15 protein-coding genes are annotated in these 19,490 nt (G+C 39.4%); all 15 read right to left on the bottom strand.

The genetic code is table 11. The annotated features are described in order from the left end of the window. Positions 1 to 48: 48 nt before the first annotated feature. A complete protein-coding gene (gene msr(D) / locus BJR36_RS07555; RefSeq protein WP_073285213.1) occupies positions 49 to 1,512 on the bottom strand; it encodes an ABC-F type ribosomal protection protein Msr(D) in 1,464 nt (487 codons plus the stop codon). Positions 1,513 to 1,632: 120 nt separating this feature from the next. Then, positions 1,633 to 2,850, bottom strand: a complete 1,218-nt coding sequence (gene mef(A) / locus BJR36_RS07550; protein ID WP_091232347.1) for a macrolide efflux MFS transporter Mef(A) — start codon at positions 2,848 to 2,850, stop codon at positions 1,633 to 1,635. Positions 2,851 to 3,275: 425 nt separating this feature from the next. Then, positions 3,276 to 4,856: a recombinase family protein gene (locus BJR36_RS07545; protein WP_091232344.1), complete on the bottom strand. Its 1,581-nt coding sequence runs from the start codon at positions 4,854 to 4,856 to the stop codon at positions 3,276 to 3,278. After that, positions 4,853 to 5,272, bottom strand: coding sequence for a serine integrase family protein (locus BJR36_RS07540; RefSeq protein ID WP_014271468.1), 420 nt, complete (start codon positions 5,270 to 5,272; stop codon positions 4,853 to 4,855). Before BJR36_RS07540 ends, BJR36_RS07545 begins: the two co-directional genes overlap by 4 nt. 4 nt (positions 5,273 to 5,276) lie before the next feature. Continuing rightward, on the bottom strand, positions 5,277 to 6,488 hold the full coding sequence (locus BJR36_RS07535) for a recombinase family protein (RefSeq protein ID WP_091232341.1): 1,212 nt from the start codon (positions 6,486 to 6,488) through the stop codon (positions 5,277 to 5,279). Further along, complete coding sequence (locus tag BJR36_RS07530; protein WP_091232338.1) at positions 6,481 to 6,924, bottom strand: competence protein CoiA family protein; 444 nt, start codon at positions 6,922 to 6,924, stop codon at positions 6,481 to 6,483. The genes BJR36_RS07535 and BJR36_RS07530 overlap by 8 nt, the downstream gene beginning before the upstream one ends. Before the next feature lie 28 nt (positions 6,925 to 6,952). Next, positions 6,953 to 7,159 carry a YdbC family protein gene (locus BJR36_RS07525; protein ID WP_091232335.1) on the bottom strand — a complete coding sequence of 69 codons (207 nt, stop codon included), beginning with the start codon at positions 7,157 to 7,159 and terminating at the stop codon, positions 6,953 to 6,955. Positions 7,160 to 7,170: 11 nt separating this feature from the next. Further along, positions 7,171 to 8,595, bottom strand: coding sequence for a type I restriction endonuclease subunit R (locus BJR36_RS07520; protein WP_169823623.1), 1,425 nt, complete (start codon positions 8,593 to 8,595; stop codon positions 7,171 to 7,173). A gap of 137 nt (positions 8,596 to 8,732) precedes the next feature. After that, on the bottom strand, positions 8,733 to 9,419 hold the full coding sequence (locus BJR36_RS07515) for a SpoVG family protein (RefSeq protein WP_091232329.1): 687 nt from the start codon (positions 9,417 to 9,419) through the stop codon (positions 8,733 to 8,735). Positions 9,420 to 9,462: 43 nt separating this feature from the next. Next, the gene (locus tag BJR36_RS07510; RefSeq protein ID WP_091232327.1) at positions 9,463 to 9,843 is read right to left on the bottom strand and encodes a hypothetical protein; all 381 of its coding nucleotides are present in this window, start codon (positions 9,841 to 9,843) and stop codon (positions 9,463 to 9,465) included. Between the two features lie 8 nt (positions 9,844 to 9,851). Next, a complete protein-coding gene (locus BJR36_RS07505) occupies positions 9,852 to 10,421 on the bottom strand; it encodes a class D sortase (protein ID WP_242875491.1) in 570 nt (189 codons plus the stop codon). A 92-nt stretch (positions 10,422 to 10,513) separates the two neighbouring features. Then, the gene (locus tag BJR36_RS21235; RefSeq protein WP_091232321.1) at positions 10,514 to 17,959 is read right to left on the bottom strand and encodes a helicase-related protein; all 7,446 of its coding nucleotides are present in this window, start codon (positions 17,957 to 17,959) and stop codon (positions 10,514 to 10,516) included. 19 nt (positions 17,960 to 17,978) lie between these two features. Then, entirely contained in the window at positions 17,979 to 18,341 is a 363-nt protein-coding gene (locus tag BJR36_RS07495) for a hypothetical protein (protein ID WP_091232317.1), read from the bottom strand. Positions 18,342 to 18,356: 15 nt separating this feature from the next. Beyond that, positions 18,357 to 18,551 carry a DpnD/PcfM family protein gene (locus tag BJR36_RS07490; protein WP_091232313.1) on the bottom strand — a complete coding sequence of 65 codons (195 nt, stop codon included), beginning with the start codon at positions 18,549 to 18,551 and terminating at the stop codon, positions 18,357 to 18,359. Continuing rightward, positions 18,552 to 19,466: a hypothetical protein gene (locus BJR36_RS07485; protein WP_091232310.1), complete on the bottom strand. Its 915-nt coding sequence runs from the start codon at positions 19,464 to 19,466 to the stop codon at positions 18,552 to 18,554. Between the last annotated feature and the right edge of the window lie 24 nt (positions 19,467 to 19,490).

Raw genomic sequence — 19,490 nt, 5'->3', positions numbered from 1 at the left:
GGAGCCGCCAGCCAGTATAGACTACATTGACCGGCGACTACCTTAAATTTAATGTTTCAGATTTATTTTCTTATCGCTAATTTCATAAACCACATCAGCCACATTATCGAGTAGCCGTTTGTCATGTGTGATAAACACTATAGTTCCAGCATACTCCTTCATTAATATTTCCAAAGCCTCTAAGCTTGGTATGTCAAGGAAGTTGCTCGGTTCATCCATTAGCAGGATGTTATATCTACCCATAAGCATTTTAGCCAGCAACAATTTAATAATTTCTCCGCCGCTTAAAGCAGATAAGCTTTTTCCAATATCGTTTTGTTTAAGCCCCATTGATGCTAGAACTGAACGAATTTCTGAAACATTGTAATCACAATCCTCCTGCATAAACTCTAGGACTTTCTGATTACCGTTGTACTTGTAACTATTTTGTGCAAAGTAACCTATTTTTGCCTTAGGTGAAATAGAAATTCCATCTTCATGGTTTAACATCATTTGGATTAAAGTTGTTTTTCCTGTTCCATTGCCACCAGTTAGCGCCACTTTTGCTCCTAGGGGAATATGAAAAGATGCTTTTTCAAACAGTATCTTATCCCCAAATATTTTAGTAATTTCCGTACCGACAATAGGATATGGATTGTAGAGTGCCAATGCATCACTTTGCCTGAAACGAATCCTGCGAATGTCTTCTGGAGCTTCTACATTTCCTAAGGCCGCAATCCTATGGTCTAGGGATTTAGCGGCATTATGCAACTTTTTTTCCTTACTTCCTATTGATTTTTGATGAGCTAAACGTCCTCCGCCTTCAGTGTTTTGTTTTTTTGAAGCACCTTTTGCCTTCTGTTCTATTTTACGAGCCTGTTTTCGCTTTTCCTCCGCAGCCCTTTCCAATCGGCCACGTTCCGCAACAAATTGTTCGTATTCTGCTGCCTGGCTCTTGCGTTCTTCCTCTTTCTGGCGAAGAAAATCAGAATAGTTTCCCCAATACTCAGTGATTTTTCCATCTTTCAGTTCCCATATTTTATCTACTACCTCATCAAGAAAATATCGGTCATGGCTAATAACTAACAGTGCACCTGTAAAATATTTTAGCTGTCCAATTAGAAAATCAATTCCTTCACGGTCTAAATGACTGGTAGGTTCATCGGCTAAAATACCATGTACTTGTGCTGATAAAGCCTGTGCTATTTTAAGTCTTGTTTCTTCACCACCGCTCATGGTCTGTATATCTAATTGCTCAACACCCAGCTTGCCTACAAGTGCAAAATCTTTTTCCTCCTGCAAACTTACTTCGTCCAACTGAGGGATATAAGCAAGTTCACCCAGACGATTCATTTTACATCCTGCTGGAGTTAATTCCCCTAAAAGCACCCTGAGTAAAGTGCTTTTCCCTGCACCATTTGCTCCTACTAAACCAATACGGTCATAATCATATACTTCTAATTCATCTATATCTAAAACATCTCGCCCTGTGAATTCCACACGAATGTCTTTAGCTTTTAATATCAATTCCATCTTATTTCCTCCTGTCTATAATCGCATGCTTTCATTTGCTTGTACGCAGGGAAAACCCTGCGATTTTAGCAGGAAGAATTACATGAAAATAAGATACATAAATATCCCTCCAATATTATTTTATTTTAAATCTAATTTTCTAACCTCTGTTATCATGGGGCACACTATAGCAATGCCAATAATTAAAATACCTGATAGTAAAAACCAATGATTTACACCAATTCTATCAGCAAAGAATCCAGAAAGAATTAATCCAATTGGCATAGCAAATGACATAATACTTCCGGTCAAAGAAAATACACGTCCTAAATATTCAGGCTTAATCTTCTCCTGAAAAAGAGCTGTTTGCACACCGCTATAAAATGGCACCGAAAGCCCCATTACTGCACAGCAAGCTACAAATATAACAAATCCACTTGGAGGAAGTAATCCTGAAACGGCTAAACTGGCTCCCATTATAAAGAATGAACCTGTTATTAGTAATACACGCTTTTCAAAGTTCCCCAACCTTCCTAATAGTAGACCGCCTACTAGCATTCCAGATGCAAAAGCGATTTCGGTAATGGAAATATGCACAGGTGTTCCATTAAAGTATTCCATGCTAATTAAAGGAAATAGTGCATTAATTGGCATATACACAAACGTATATAGCGTTCCTAAGAGTAATAAGGCAAATAAGCCTTTGTTTTGTCTCAATTCGACAATTCCTTCTTTCATTTCTCTTATGAAATTTGGTTTCAAATTTTTCACTGGATCGTCCAGCTTGGGAATACTTACAATTGCTACCGTAATAGATGCAATCACGGCGCCCAATACATCGATGGCAATAATTGCATTCAATTCCCAAACGGAGTATAACAATGCTGCAGCCGCCGGACTAATAATATAGCTTATTGACTGCAAAGACTGACTATAACCTGCGCATTTCGTAAGCTGTTCTTCTGGTACTAAAAGTGGCGTAACCGCATTGAGAGCTGGAGAATGAAAAGCCGTTCCAATGCTGCGGATAAATAATACTACCATAACCATCCATACAGGTAATTCCATATACAATGCTACAATAGCTAGCATTGCCCCAGCTGCTGCGATAATTAAATCAGCACCTATCATTATCTTTTTCCTGTCATGACGATCCACTAATACACCAATGGCTGGTCCAAAGACCGCATAGGGTAAAAAACCTACTAGTGAAGCCATAGACAAGACCATTGCAGATCCTGTTTTTTCTGTAAGGTAAAAAATAATCGCCATTTGCAGGATGGCACTAGTGATTAAAGAAACCGCCTGCCCTGCCCATATAGTATAAAACTTAAGTTTCCAATTTATATATTTTTCCATCTTTATTATCTCCTGCATATTATTTTTGCTTGAATTTCTATTTTAAATAGTATTCTAGGCAATAAAAAATGCAGGCCATAATCCACAATGTGGCTTTGGTCTGCATAACATACAATATGGAAACATTCTTTAAAAAGACATAGTTAAATAAAACTATAGTAAAATAGTTTAAATCTCACCTTAACTAATGAATGCTCAATATCGTATAAATAAGCACAACAAAAAAGCCTATCATCGGGATAGATTCTGCCTTTTTTATTGCCAGCTTATCTTAAACGCATTGATGCTGTCATAGTTTCGGTTCCTCCTAAACTCTTATTTGTGTCAGCGATTATTATAACATAACGAATTGATATAATCAACATTTAAAAGTGGAAAAACCGCCAAAGGGTGTTGGTTCCCTCTATTGGCGGCGGCTCAATATTCTATATCTCTTTGTCTATTTGTATTTCAATTCCGGACTTAAATTCAACTATAATGTGGTCGTCGTAAACCGTTATCTTTTCCAGGAGAGTCCTCACATAATCTTCTTCATAATCAATCAGCTCACAAGGCAGGTCGTTAAGAAAACGCATCAACTCATCAATTCGCTTTTTCAGATCCTGTCGGGATGCCTGCTCATTTTGAAGGGCCTGCTTCTCATCACGCAGCCTTCTAATCTCCATACCAAGCTCATCACCGGTATTCTTAGAATTAACGGTTGCCAATAGCTCCTGCTGCATTGACTTCATCTGTTCATCAATCGCTGCAATCTGATTTGAAGTGACTTCCTCCAGACTACTCTCGATATTCTCTCGCAAAAGATGAAGGATTGCTTTCTTTTCCCGGAACGCTTCGTTTATGGCCTTGATAACTACCTCATGGAGAAATTCTTCATGAACAGTCCTTGCGGTACAATCTGGACCATCTTTTTCTACCCTGCTGACGCAGCGCCAAACGGTGGACTTACACCCACGATTGTTCCATTTAATTCTGCGGAAGATGTCACCGCAGTGAGCGCAGAACACTATTCCAGATAAAGCGTAGCGGCCACTATAGATTCGTTTGCGCTTTGTGGTGCCTTTGGTAAGGTTTGCGCGTCTTGCGATTTCCTCCTGTACCTTTAGGAAGATATCCTTTGGAATAATAGCTTCATGACTGTCCTCTACATAATATTTAGGAACCTGACCCTTATTAGCTTCACGCTTCTTTTCAAGAATATCCACCGTATAGGTCTTCTGAAGCAAAGCGTCTCCGATGTACTTCTCGTTTGTAAGTATCTGCTTTATATTGCTTTCATGCCATTTTGCATTACCGGCACCGTTCAGAATTCCATCGGCTTCAAGCGACCTTTTTATCTGTAAGAAGCTCTTACCGCTAAGGTACTCTCTATAGATGCGCTTAACGACTTCAGCTTGCTCTGGATCAATGATGAGGTGCCCGTCTGCATCTTTGGTATATCCCAAGAACCAGTTGTGATTGACCTGAACTTTTCCTTGTTGGTATCGGAACTGCAAACCCAGACGAACGTTAGCCGATAATGACTCACTTTCTTGCTGTGCAAGAGAAGCCATAATTGTCATTAGAACTTCACCTTTAGCATCGAGCGTATTGATATTTTCTTTTTCGAAGTAAACGCCGATGTTCTTATTCTTAAGGGCTCTGGTATAATTCAGACAATCAACCGTATTCCTTGCAAATCGGCTGATGGACTTGGTAATAACCATATCTATCTTGCCTTCGTTACAGTCATTAATCATGCGCTGGAATTCATCACGCTTTTTCGTATTCATTCCAGAAATGCCGTCATCGGCATATATCCCGGCCAGCACCCAATCCGGGTGACTATTGATAAACGAAGTGTAATGCTCAATCTGTGTTTCATAGCTGGTTTCCTGCTCATCACTATCAGTGGAAACACGGCAATAAGCAGCTACTCGTGTTTTCTGGACTTTATCGGTTGTTTTCTGTGTACCGATTGTTTTCTTTGCAGGAATAACCGTAACATTGCTGGCTAAGGAAATCATACATCCACCTCGCTTTCTATCAAGCTGTAGACGTATTCTGCCTGTGTAAAAGGATCATCATATTTTATTTGAACCTTTGGCATCTTAAAACCTGTAGCAATCTTGCTCACTTTGGCTGGCTTATCATCAAATACTCTTCCAAGCTTAGCCTGTCGTTTTACACGCTCGGCTTCTGCCGCGACAAAGGTCTCATTATCAATAATCGCCGGGTAATAGTCGTCTCCGAGGTAATGCTTATTTTGCATCATCTTCTTTGCACCTGTGTGGTAAAGCTTAAGTCCGGCGGCTTCTGCTGCTGGCACGTAGGCAAGGCCAGAGAGGTATGCTTTATAGATCTTCTTTACTTGCTTTGCTTTTTCTTCATCAATCACCGCTTTACCATTTTCGATTCTGTATCCGTATGGGACATGACTCATATTCTCACAACCTTTCCTTAAGGGTTAAACCGCACTTTAGTGCGAAGCCTATTTCACTTCTGGTGTAAACAGTAATGTGGTCAACATGTGCCTCAAAGGCAACTGCATCAAATTCTGCAAGTCCTGCACTATTGTTTACATACTTTAAGAGCCTGCTTACTGCTTTCGAATTCTCAAGCTCACCATTTACCGAGCGGTACAAGGCTTCCTTTTCATTTCTCAACTCCTCAGCTTCAGCTAAAAGTTCACTATTCTGTTTGGCATATAGTGCAGGCTCGATGTACTGCTTTGAAAGAAGGTTTGTAAGAACCTGCCTTCGGTCAAAGTTCTGTTCCAAAGCCGTCTCAAGCTCGTTAATTCGAGTAAGTGCATTAGCTTGGTCAATGCTTTTAAGGCTATTAAGGAACGGTTGTAAAAGAACCTTTTTGCTAAAAATCAGCTTGTTCACCATATTTACAAAGGCGACCTCAAAATCCGTCTCGTTGATAAAAAGCTGGCCGCACTTATTTTTGTCCTTCAGGTGAGTGTTGCAGGTGTAAGCATAGTATTTAGCCTTACAAGCGGTATGTGTTCTTCTTTTCCAAGTAGCACCGCATTCAGCGCATATTATTTTTCCTGAGAATGGGTATCGGCTCAGGTACTTCTCATCATCCGCCACAATATTCTTTTCTTTAGCACGCTGGACAATAATCGCCTGTGCCGCTTCAAAGTCCTCGGTGCTAATTATTGCGTCATGATGACCTTTGACATAGTACTGCGGCTTTTCACCCCGATTGGTATGCCTGTTAAACTGCGAATCAGTGAATGTTTTCTGAAAGAGCACATCACCCGTATATTTCTCATTTTTCAGGATTTCTTTAACTACCGTTGAGCTCCATTTGCCGCCTCGCTTTGTCAGTGCCTTTTTCTCTCTAAGTGCTTTTGCTATTTTATAGCTGCCTTTTCCAGAAAGGCATTCTGCAAAAATAAACCTTACAATCTCTGCTTCTGCTTCATCGATAACCATCTTGCCACTTACGTTCTTATAACCGTATGGCGGATATCCAATTTTGAAGGTGCCGTTTTGGAACCTTTTCTGAATGGCCCATGACTCATTCTCAGCAATGGAAACTGATTCACTTTCTGCAAGGCTACTGAAAATTGTAAGAAGTAGTTCGCTTTCCATATCACCGGTGTTGATGTTCTCCTTCTCGAAATAAACAAACACCTTAATCATTCGTTGTTTTTACTCTATACCTGTGTAAATTAAATGCGCTAAATACTTCTTTTTGTCCGTCATTTGTTATTTCAACCATCGTATTCCATGATGTCAGCTTATTTAAACTCGCTAATGATAATGGTGGAAATACAGCGATCAACTCATATTCATTATTCTTTGCAACTAGATGAAGAGGAACTCCACCGTTAATAACACATATTTTATCGCTATCTGTTTCTATTCTTCCTTCGCCTCCAGTATATCCTGGGCAAAGCATCTGTTGAGGAGTTCTATTATGTATAGATTTGTGAGCAAAATAATCATCTCTGTCTGTACACTTTCTAACATTTATATCTTCAAAACAATATGGACATATATACGTTCGTCCACTATACGCATCTTCTGCGTATATTTTCTTTCCGTTTCCATCTATTCCATAAGCTATTGATGCCATTTGCTCACCTCCTCCATCTTAGTTTTTTCTACATCAATTTTTTAAGTGATTCATATTCTTCTTCTGACAAAGTTACGCCTTTACCCATCTTCTCATGCTCTGGTGACCAATCTCTAATGTCATACTTTGGAGCTGCCCCATTCCAGCTAATGAGATTAAGTTCTTTTCTCCAGCCTTTTGTGTTTTCTGATAAAACACCTAGTTCTTCTACTATTTCATATTTGAAATCTGCCATTTCACTTCTCCTTATTTTCGCATTTCCCTATAAATAACTTCAGCTAATGCACCCATGATTGCATTGTATTTATTTCTATCCTCAAATAAAGAGGTATATGTATCTTGTGATTCTGTATAACTCTCCAATGCTGCATCATCGAATGCTTTAGGGAAAATACTTTCTGTAAATATCTGTGGATCAGATGACTTTGCCATACTAGATAATCTTTGATCATTCATCAGCTTATCACGAAGTGCAGTCAATAATACTTTATCGCCATCCGTAAAATTGCCCTTGAATTTCTCATTGATTTTATCAATGATTTCATCCAATGGTTCTTTCTCATCAAATCCCATTGCACCTTTTTGTTTTGCTGGCTCATATACACCTTTTTGTTCGCTAAGCATTATTGCTCCGTCATATGTCTTTTGGAGTTTGTAGTATTCAAGCTTCAATTTTCCTTCCAAATCAATCATATCCACCTTTTCAACTGGTAATAAATTGATTAGGTAGGAACAGAAAACAAATTCTTTATGTAAGTCTTTGTCAAACATTCTTACTATCTGTGATATGTATCCATACCACTTAATTAAGCTTCGTAACTGACGTCTGAATTGGTAACGCTCATCAGGAGTTTTCTTGTTATATCTTCCCGCAACTGGTAAAAGCACACTTGTCATTCGTCCCATTGCTCTGGAATCTTGCTTATCATATCTAAAATACTCTTTTGCAAATGCCTCTATATCATCTTCTGAATATATTCCGTATCCACGGAGTTCTTTCTGCGTCTGATATATAAGGTCAACATTAACTTCTTGCTGCAAATAGGTTTCTTGATAAAATGGTTGGAATGCCTCTAAAATATCTTCTTTTGTATTAACAAAATCGAGAACAAATGTGTCAACTTTTCCAGCACAAGTACGATTTAATCTTGATAATGTCTGTACAGCTTTCACACTCTTTAACTTTTTGTCAACTATCATTGTATGAAGCAGTGGTTCATCAAAACCGGTTTGATACTTTTCAGCTACAATCAACACATTGAAGTTATCATGAAACTCTGCCTTAGTCTGTGATTCTGAAATATGAGTACCATCCTTACGAACATTCAACTTAGGTTCTGTATATTCTTCATCACCATCATGTACTACACCTGAAAAAGCAGTAAGAATATCAACATTCTCATACTTCTTCTCTCGTATATATCTCTTCACTTCATGATAGTATCGTACTGCTGCCAATCTGGAAGAAGTGATAACCATCATCTTTCCTCTTCCACCAATTTTTGTACTTGTAGTATCAAGAAAAGTTTCCACAATAATCTCTGCTTTTTGGCTAATATTGTATGGGTGTAATTCTTGATACTTACGAATAATCTTTGCTGCTCTACTTGAAGGAACATCAGGATTGTCCTCCGTTGTTTTAGCAATCTTAAAGCAGGTATTGTAAGTCATGTAGTTCTGAAGCACATCCAATATAAATCCTTCTTGTAAGTGCTTTTTTCTTTGTTACTTCTGGTGTTGTATCCATCTTTCATTCCTCCAATCATAGTGCGGGGACAAGCAATGGCCTGTCCCCTAATGTTTATTGTTTATCGAAAGGGTGTTGCTTCCTTCTCTGGTGCTCGTTCAGGTACTTGTGATGCTCGTTCCTGTGCCTGTGTTTGTGTCTGCTCCTTTGCCTTATCATATTCGTTGATAATCTGGCTATAAAGCTTCTCACGAAACTCCTTTGTAACCGGATAGCACACATCCTGATAAATGGCTTTCCCCTGCTCATCCACTTGTTTGGTCTTATAAGCTGGCATTGCAACAAACAACTTATCTTTCCCCTGTAAGATACTCACATTGTTGACAATAAAGCTGTCATCAAAATAAATACGGGCTAGTCCACGAACACTGCTTCCTTCTTTTTCATAAGGAGTAACGGATACAGAAAACTCAGGCATTTCTATCTCGGACTTCTCTGATGAATCCTGTCCTTTTCCTTTGGTAATCTCCTGATAGTATGCTTCCAAGATATTTCCATAGAGTTCCTCACGAAATTCTGCTGTTACTGGATTGCATACATCTTTATAGATTGCCCCACCATCCTCATCACGCTCATTAGAACGATAACGAGGCATAGATACAAACAACTGCTCCTTGTTTTTATTCTCAAGGATTGCAATGTTGGTAATCTTAAATGAATCACCAAACACAACAGTTGCAAAGCCACGGATATTACTTTCTTTTCCTTCTTTTTGTTTCACTTCATTTACTTTAATTGAATATTTCATATAGTACCTCACTTTCTGTCTGCTTCTTGCCGACAAATATAAGTTAATTAGTTACATTTGCAATCTCGATATAGCACTCTAGCTTCTCGATTGCATCTATTGGCATTCTGCCATTCAGCCAGTTTGCCAAAGTTATTAAAATCCCGTCCTGCTCATAGTACATCCATGTTTCAGAAGCAATTTCTCCTTCGCAAACTACAGTTACATCAAAGTCTGGCATAAACATGTTTTCTTCTTCATCAAAAGTACATGCCACCCCTTCTCTGACATGGATACCAAGACTTGGTATCACAACATACCATCCGCTGATCCAGAACTCTAGATCAGCATCAATCTCAGCAATATCATCATCTGTGTCTGAAAAATCCATTTCAGCAATCACCTCTTCAATATCGCCGAGTCGGTACATCTTCTTTTCTTCCATATCCTCACCTACTCTCTCAAAACACATTTCACAACGAAACGCATCGTGCCCTTATTCGCACAGGTAAAAAGAGTTAATTCTGTTTCTTCTCCCTGTACTTTTATGGAATTGTCATAAGGATTGGTCACAAAGCTGTCTGCCACTTCATAGGTGTAGATAATACCTCCTCTATCAAGTAGTGTGACTTCACTACCAATACACACTTCGTTTAAATTCGTGAAATATTCCCCATATCTGCTACCATTATGACCAGCAATGACGCAATTTCCTGATACTCCAATCCCTGCTGTTTCAGTCAAATGACCTACTGCAATATTCAAATTGCTAGAAGTTGCTCCCTCTACTACGGGATATTTAATGCCTAATTCTTTAATTTCAAGAATGGCAATAACATCGCCTTCCGCAAATAAGGATGCATCCGTTTCACTAAGGGTGGTTTGCTCTTCCTTTTCATCTGCTGTCTCTTCATCCTGTTCTTCCTCTACTGCCTGCGTAAAATCCTCTAGCAGCCTTTCTGTTTCATTTGATCCTTTGTTGTGGTAATAAAAAGGAACTGCCATAAAAGCAATTCCCACCACAATGCATATTCCCGCTATCAGTTTTCTTCTGTCCAACTTGCATCACATCCTCTCTTAGTTACAAAATACCCATCTTTTGACAGGGCATCACATTATCTTATTCTGTTATCCGTCAGGTAAGGTACATCTCTTTCCGCAACACCGATGTTCTTCTCTTCCTCCTCAGACTGGTCTACTCTGCCTAAATCTGCATCCACACTCTTTGCATTTTCTAGGTCAAGTTCTGCATTGAGTTCAAACTGTCTAGCTAATTTCACCTGCAATTCTTCCTCATGAGCAAATGGTTTCTCATATTCCTCTTTGGAAGAAGCTAAATCATTCTCATACTGTTCAATCTTCTTATCAAGGAAATCCTCATTCTCCGATATTCCAGCAAAGGTATTCTCAAGCTTCACCATATTTCCTACAGGACTGGTGGACAGTTCCATCTTATACTCGGTTTTTCCTCTTAGAATCAGATAATTCACTCCTAAGAAGTTTTTCTCTACTAAGAGTTCAAAACCATGAAAAGCACCAATTGCCGTTGTTTCTCCAGTCTTACATTTACTGATGGTTTCCAGAAGATTTGTCCCACCATCCACACGCTCTGTAAAAGTGATCTTGCCAACAACAAGCGAAAAATCAGGATTATTGATAAGCTCTGCATCTCTGGCTTTAATATCTTCTTTCACACAGGCAAGTTTTTCATTAGCTGCCTTAATCAGTTTTGGATAACGAATCATGAAGTTATCCTGCAATCCATACCTCTGATTATCATAAGATGCCTTTAATAGTTTCAATCTCTGCACATCATTATCAAGCTGCATCTTCTCTTTAATAAGCGGATTGCCTGTAGCAACTGCCTTAATCTCTGCATAGGAGAGTGTTGCTTCATCAATATCCTCACAACTTCGGCTGATAGCTTTACTGGTCATTACTTGACTAATAAATCGCTGTTTATTCTCCACCAGACTCCAGTTATACGCATCAAAAGTTCCCTTCGTGACATAGCGGTAAACGGCTATCTCATCATTCTCATTTCCCTGTCTGATTCCCCTTCCTTCTCGCTGTTCGATACTAGAAGGCTTCCAAGGACAGTCCACATGATGCAGAGCTACAAGATGAGTCTGTACATTTACACCAGTTCCACATTTGTCAGTCGAACCAATCAGTACTTTCTTTTTGCCTGCTCGCATTTCTTTAAACAAGACATCTCTCTGTGCGTCAGTCTTTGCATCATGAATAAAAGCTATTTCTTCCTCTGGTATTCCATACTGGATAAGGGACTGTTTCAAATAATCATAAACAGTAAAGTCCTTCTCTGCTGAAGGCGTTCCAATGTCCGAAAAAATAAGCTGACAACCAATACGGCCATCAGCTTTCGCTTTTTCATATTCTACAAATACATTCTCTGCAACCTTATTCAGCTTGCCATCAGGATTGTTCGGTGCATCCTTATCTAACAGCCTTGCATCCGTTCCAAGAAGTCTCGCTTCATGAGTAATCTTTAAGAAGTTATCTTCCGATGGATCTACTCCGCCATTACGAATCCTCTCTGCTCTTACCACAAAATCTTCCATCACCTGTTTTACATACCAGTCTGGTTCACTTTCTACAATCATTGCCTTGCCACCTCGAAGTGCTGGCACATCAAGGTCAAGCATATCCGATGTCTGCACATCTGCTACTTCCCTGAAAATATTCATCAGTTCTGGCAAATTGGTAAACTTATTAAATCTGCTCTTAAAACGGAAACCACTTCCCTCAACGGTTAATTCTAGTGCTGTTGTTACCTCACCAAAGTTCGCCGCCCAAGAATCAAAGTGATAGATTCCCATCTGCTCTAATGCTTCTTTCTGCAAATACAACTGCATAACATACATTTCACACATGGTATTACTAATTGGTGTACCCGTAGCAAATACAATACCTCTGCCCTGGTTAATCTCGCTTAGATACTGACACTTTAACTGCATATCCGTAGACTTCTTTGCACCTGTAGAACTAATACCAGATACATTGTTCATCTTAGAAAATATCGCAAGGTTCTTAAAATTATGCGCTTCGTCAACCATAATGGAATCTACACCTAGCTCTTCAAAGGTAATCAAATCATCTTTTCTGCTTTCATCAGTTAAGGTTTTCAGCTGTTCCTCTAACTTCTTTCTGGCTGACTCCATCTGCTTAACAGTCCACCTTTCGCCATTTTGCGACTTCATTTCATCAATGGCATAGGTGATTTCATCAATCTTCTGATTCAGCATTCGCTCCTTACGTTCCGCAGAAATAGGAATCTTTTCAAACTGCGAGTGGGACATGATAATACAGTCATAATCCCCAGTTGCAATACGGGATACAAACTGTTTTCTCCTGCTCTTTTCAAAGTCTCGTTCCCTTGCAACCAAGATATTCGCAGAAGGATAAAGTCTTAGAAACTCAGAAGCTGTCTGTCCAATCAAAGGTTTTGGTACAACCATAATGGTCTTATTCGCAAGTCCTAGTCTTTTCTGCTCCATACAGGCTGCCATCATTTCAAAGGACTTTCCAGCTCCTACGCAGTGTGCCAACAGAGTATTTCCACCAAGAAGTATTCTAGCTATGGCATTTCTCTGATGTGGCTTTAAATCAATCTCAGGATTCATCCCCGGAAACTGTAAATGACTGCCATCATATTCACGAAGTCTGCTGTTGTTGAAAGTCTCGTTGTAATACTCCACATACTTCGCTCTGCGTTCTGGATCTGAGAATAACCAGTCTTTGAACTTCTCCTTAATCTGGGACTGCTTTTCTCTAGCAAGCATTGTCTCATTCTTATTAACCACATAATGATACTTGCCATCCCCATCATCCACTCTGTCCCTAACTGTTACAATCTTTAGATTCAAGGTATCCTCAAAAATAGAATAAGCATCCATGCGGCTTGTACCATAGGTCTTCGTAGCTGCCACAGAACGCTTATCCATCGTTTTGTTTTCAATAAACCATTCCATACTCATTTTATTTAAGTGTACCTGAATGCCTGAATTGTACCACTCCGTTCTGACTGCCCTTGCTCTTCTTGGCGTATTAACCAGTTCATAAATAAACTGCTCGTAATCCGTAGGTTCCACCCAAGTAGAACCAATTCTTACATCAATATCGCTCGCTTCAATATCTACGGGCTGAACCTTTTCAAGTGCAGCCACATTCACGGCAAAGGATGGATTATCACTAACTGCTGCCTTTGCTACACGAAACTTATCTCTTACATTCCCAGACAGGTATTCATCTGATGTTTCCCATCCTGCATTTGGATTGTTCTCATTGAAGCTGGCAGGGTTTAAAAAGATTACTCCCTCTAATTCCTGTACAAGTGCAGCTCTCTTAAATTCTGATGTCTGTTCATCCGAGAACTCTACTTCTGGAAATGGAACATCCATATCCTCTGTCACATTCTGTCTCATTTCTTCGATATCTGGTTCATAGATACTGAGCATATAGGGAAGATTTACTCCACCAAACTCATTTACTGAGATATTGAGAGCTTCCACAGCTGTCTCCACTCGATCAATCACAGTTTTTGCCTTAATCGTCTGCTTATAAAACATATCCGCTTTCTTGACCTCCCCATCTTCATTTACCTCTTCTAAAGAGCAAAGCAAAGGATAATCACTATCATCACGAAATGCTGTTTTATTTGCTTTCGATGTTACATAGCCATACTTCTCCACGAAATTATCATATTTCTTATTTAGTGTTCTTTGGCTGTTTGCAAGTTCCTCATCGCTGCATCCTTCCATCTGCAAATCAATCAGTTCTCTTGTTACCTGTCTGATTTCATCTAACAGTCTGATTCTCTCCTCCGCTGAATCTGAAACATTTTGTCTTACCATCTCGGAATTTTCTCTGTAATAGAGCTTTCCTTCAAAGAATGTGTAAGTGAAATTTCTTACATCAGGATTTGCTGGGATGGTATCTTCCGATACTTCCTCTGCATCGACTGCCCTATCGAAATCTGTCATTTCTGCTTTGATATTGCTGATTGCCTGATTAAGCGCTGCATAAAGATTGAAGTCCTCATCGTCATTTACACAGACTGTATATCTGCTGTCCTGCCCATAAATTCTAGTATCATACTCCATACGACCTAATATCATTTCTGGATGTTCTGTGAAATAGCTGTTTACTGCAATGCCATTCTCGGTATAACCTAAATGCACCCAGTCAGGTTCAATGTCAATCTTTCGTTCTCTCTTTTGAAGAAACAGAATATCGGAAGTTACTTCTGTACCAGCACTATCCTTAAATGCAGTATTCGGAAGTCTTACTGCACCCACTAGTTCTGCTCGTTCTGCAAGATACTTTCGGATGGTAGGATTGCTTTTATCAAGCGTTCCCTTTGTGGTAATTACTGCAACCACTCCACCCGGTCTTACCTGATCTAATGCTTTTGCGATAAAGTAATCATGGATACGGAAGTTGTACTTATTGTACTTTGGATCAAATACCTTATAATCACCAAAAGGCACATTTCCTATGACTGCATCAAAGAAGTTATCTGGATAATTCGTTTTTTCAAAACCTGTAATACTGATGTTGGCTTTCTGATATAACTGCCCTGCAATTCTTCCTGAAATGCTATCTAGCTCCACTCCATATAAGTTACTTCTTTGTAATGGTGTCGGAATTGTCCCAAAGAAATTACCAATACCCATAGATGGCTCTAATACATTGCCACCTCGAAAGCCAAACTGTACCAATGCCTGACTCATGCAGCTTGCCACTTCTGGTGCTGTATAAAATGCATTATTAACAGTTGCTCTGGCTGCTGTGTATTCATCCTCGGAAAGTAATTCCTTTAACTCTGCAAATTCCTTTTTCCAGTTCTCGTTTTTCTCGTCAAATACTTGAGATAAACCGCCCCATCCGACATAATTTGACAAAGTTTTCTGCTCTTCTGTTGTAGCAAGTCTGCCCTCTGATTCCACAAGTTTTAGTGTATGAATCGCATCCACATTCCACTGATATCTGGTCTTAGCTCCACCTTTTGGTACTTCCCATAGATTGAAATGGAAGTTGTGCTTTTCTCCATCCACAGGTGTTTCAACTGGTTCTGACCTAGATACTTCAGCATTAGTAGCACCACCATGAAAACTATCACTCCAAGCTTTCTGTTTCTCCTGGTTCTCGACAAATGCTTTCTGCTTATCTAAGAAATCACGATAAATAGGCTTCATCTTTTCCTTATCACCGATAAGCATTTCAAAGTATCTTGCTTTCGCATCTTCCCCACAATAAAATGGCTGCTTCGACATATAGGATAAGACTTCATATAATTCTCGGTATCCCGTACTGTCCTTCACTCGCTCGCCATGTCGGTTCTTGTAATTTAACTGAACTTCAAATGGTTTCATGACATATTCAACCAATCCATAACGATTATTACAGTATCCTGTGCGTTCTTCCTTATCACCTAATGCTATACCCGACAAGAACTCCAAGCGATTTGGCATTAGCAAACTTGTTGAAGCTGCTAAGTCCTGTAAGAATGGATGAAACGGACTATAAATGGAACACTCTGTTACAAGTATCTCCATTGCATCCCTTTTATCCTCATCCATATCTGCAATGACCTGTGCATAATCTGTAGGAATTACTTCTAGCTTCTCAGCTTCTGCCTTCATCTCTGCACCATACTCAGCCATTGTAACCATATGATCTTCTTCTGCTAATTCCTCTGGTGTCATTTCATGGGAACTATCCGCTTCTGCCTGTACTCTGTTGCTCTCATAACTTTCTGGTTCATCAGGAATAGCAAAGGAATCAATTATTTCTACTTCCTCAGGTTCGATATCTTCCACTTCTCTAAAATCTGCATCTATAATATCTTCCCTGTCACCATCCATTGCTATTTCATCAAGAGATTGTCTCTCTGGCTGATATTCTCCTGTCATAATGAGAACACCAATCTCTTTTTCTACTGTCTTCCAAGAAATATAACCTTCTTTTTCGCCTTCCTCATCTCTCCACTGAAAACGAAGTCCCTGTGAATGGAAAGTATCATAGCCATGAAGTCCATATCCTTCTAATGGCCACCCTGCTCCGCCTTGACCATATTCCTTCTTTACCAGTCTAGCTCTTGTACCTGCATCAATCTCTGTTTCATATATCTTACAGATACGAGTTCTTCCATTCTCAAATCCCGAACCCCGAATTAAGGTCTGTTTCACATATTCCGCTGGTACTACCAATTCTTTCTTTGGTTCGATATAAGTGTACTGATATCCTCCAGCCGCTTTCTTTGTTACTTCCTGCCCCTTTCGTTCTAGTCCGAAATCCGCATCAAAAAAGGAAGCCTGATGATACTCGGCTTCCGCACTATTTCCAAATGAATTTAATTCATTCAGTTCTCTATTCAGTTCTTCATCTTCCGATGTTCTATTTAATGAAAGGTCATCACTACTTGATGAAGCACTACTTCCTCTGCCTGCATCTTCGCCTGTTCTCTGATTTTCCACATCTCCATTGTTGAGGATGGATTCTCTGGTTTGTGTTTCTGAAGATAACTCTCCATCAGCTGGTCTAGCAACTGGTTCGCTTCCTCTTCCACTTCCTTCATCTTCTCCTCTAGCATCCCGAATCGGAACAGTGTCTTGTATCTGCTTAGATTGTTCTCCTGTAGATACTTCATCGCCATTCTCCCGTATTTGCCCAGATTCTGAAGGTTCTGTTTCTCCATCTGAATGTTCGGATATAGTAGTCCGTCCACTTCGTGATACATTAACGCCATCTCTGCCATATGATAATCTCCTTTCGTTTTCAATGGTCTTCAAGTTACGATTAAAACTTTTCAGAACACTACAGGAGACATCGCATACAAGAGAACCAAGACGGTAAATCGTATCTTCATCAGTTACATTTACGATTTGACTAAAATCCTGTTCTTGCATAGATAAGTCAAATCCACATCTCGTACCTACCACATACATAACACTCTGAAATACTAACTGTTCAGAAATGCTCATATCTTCTGGTAAGCCCTTGCGTTTTGTAAAAAATTCCTTTATCACACTACCTGATAGTTGCATTAATTCGGACATTCGATCTTCGAATTCCTCTTCTATTATGCCTCTGATCTCGGTCTTTGTAAAGTGTTTTAGCGAAGTCATCATCGTGTTTCTGTCTGTTCCATCATACTGCTTAATCTGCCCTTCTGACACAAGCATATCCAGATAATCCTTTAAGAAATCTCCCTCTAATGTCCATGTCAGGTTCTTGTTTTTGCCACCCGTATCGCTAATATCAAACACATATCTCATTCGTGGATTTAATGCTCTTGAAGGGAAGATGGCAATGCCTTTACTTCCCCTCTTAACAAATCGGTCCACTAACTTCCAAGTATCATAATCAGCACATAATGTTGCTCGTGGCTTCTGGGCATAAATCATAATAATGTTATCAAATTCATAACGATACAGATTACCAGCCAGACGAAGTACAGTTTTCCATTTGTCCGCTGACTTTGTAACATCGTGAATTTCTTCTTCATAGATTGCTCTTACTTTATAATCTACGCTCATTCCATCACCTCCGTATTATTTACTGAACTTTGCTTTTGAATATTCCCTTAAATAGTTTTAATTCCTCTTTGTCCAATGCCACTTCAAATTCCAACCCCAACGCTAATTTATTGGTTCGGTCTTCTTCTTTCTTAATCTTTCTAGCAAGGCGTAAGAGAATATAGTTCTCTTTGGAAAGTCTGACACATTCCTTGAAATCAATAGCTTTGTCAGCCTGTTCCTGTCTTTTCATAATTGTAGCTACAAGTGTTTTATTCACTTCCTCTACTTCCTCTAAAGAAATAAGAACGGATGCTTTCGTAGCACCAGTTCTGTCCCATTCCTTATGAAGTTCACTCATTAAAAATTCCATTGTTTTGTCAATACTGTTAGTTTTTTTCATTGCCTTATCCTCCGCTTATCGTGTTTTCTCTTTTTGTTGTTCTATAGGTTGAAATTCTACGCCCTTCATATCATCTGCATCGAGGATTACCTTCTGCCCATAATAAAGTTCCATTGCCTTATCAATGGCATCTCCAAGTGTTTCTGCTTCTATCTTCTCCACTCTTGAAAGCTGCTCACTAATCTCTATCTCAAATACCTTTGTTGCCATCTATCTCACCATCTCTTTCTGCACAGGTGCTGCTCCAATAAAATTACTATCATACTTGCCACCTGATAGATTATTTAAGAACACTTCCTGTCTGCCAGTGCAAAAGACATCATACATTGCATTCGTAGCAGCCTCTTTCACAGAGGTTTCAAGGATTGGACTCTCTGCAATCTTCTTATAGAAGTTGAACAAATCCTCCTGACTGCTTCTGAAATCATCAATGGTTTCAATCTCTTTCACTTCACCGTACTTTTCTCTGATGATTGAAAAATCTACAAGGCTCGGTGTATTCCCAAGATATACTCCATGATCCCACTCCAAACCGATTGTCTGATTATCCTCAGTAGGTTCTTCGCCCTTTGGATACTTGGTGTACATTCCAGAACCGATTGCAACTACCATACTTCCCTGCTTTACATCCATAAGAAGTAAGTTTCTAGCAGATAGCTTCTCTAATACTCTGTAGTCCGAGCCATTGAAATTGTGAAGAATATCTCCCTGCTCAAAATGGCTGTCCACTGGTTTGTAAGTGAATTGAAACTTAGTATTGGTACTTCCATCAATTCTCAGACCAAGATTGGTTACTTTATCAAGGCAGTAAGCGTTACATACATCCTCTGCAAATACTGTCTTTACATCAATCTCATCAAATCTGCCACCAAGAAATCCTCTTAGCTGCATTTCACTAGAACAAAATCTTGCTTCCACTCTTTTATGCTCTGAAAACTCAATCTGCATCCAGTTCTTATCCTCTGACAAGGTCTTTGCCAGTGCTAATGCAATCTGACCACCCATGACCAGCGAATCCGTTTTTCTTCCAACATGAATCTGCATGAAATCATCCAACGATAAAAGATAATTCATTGTTTTTCCTTTTAAATGCTCTTTCACAAGCACAATCTCTTCTAACTTCATAAATTCCTCCATTCTACAAAAGAA

Source organism: Anaerobium acetethylicum (genome assembly GCF_900096945.1).
In the GTDB taxonomy this organism is placed as follows: Bacteria; Bacillota; Clostridia; order Lachnospirales; family Lachnospiraceae; genus Anaerobium; species Anaerobium acetethylicum.
This window is presented reverse-complemented; position numbering and strand designations above follow the sequence as displayed.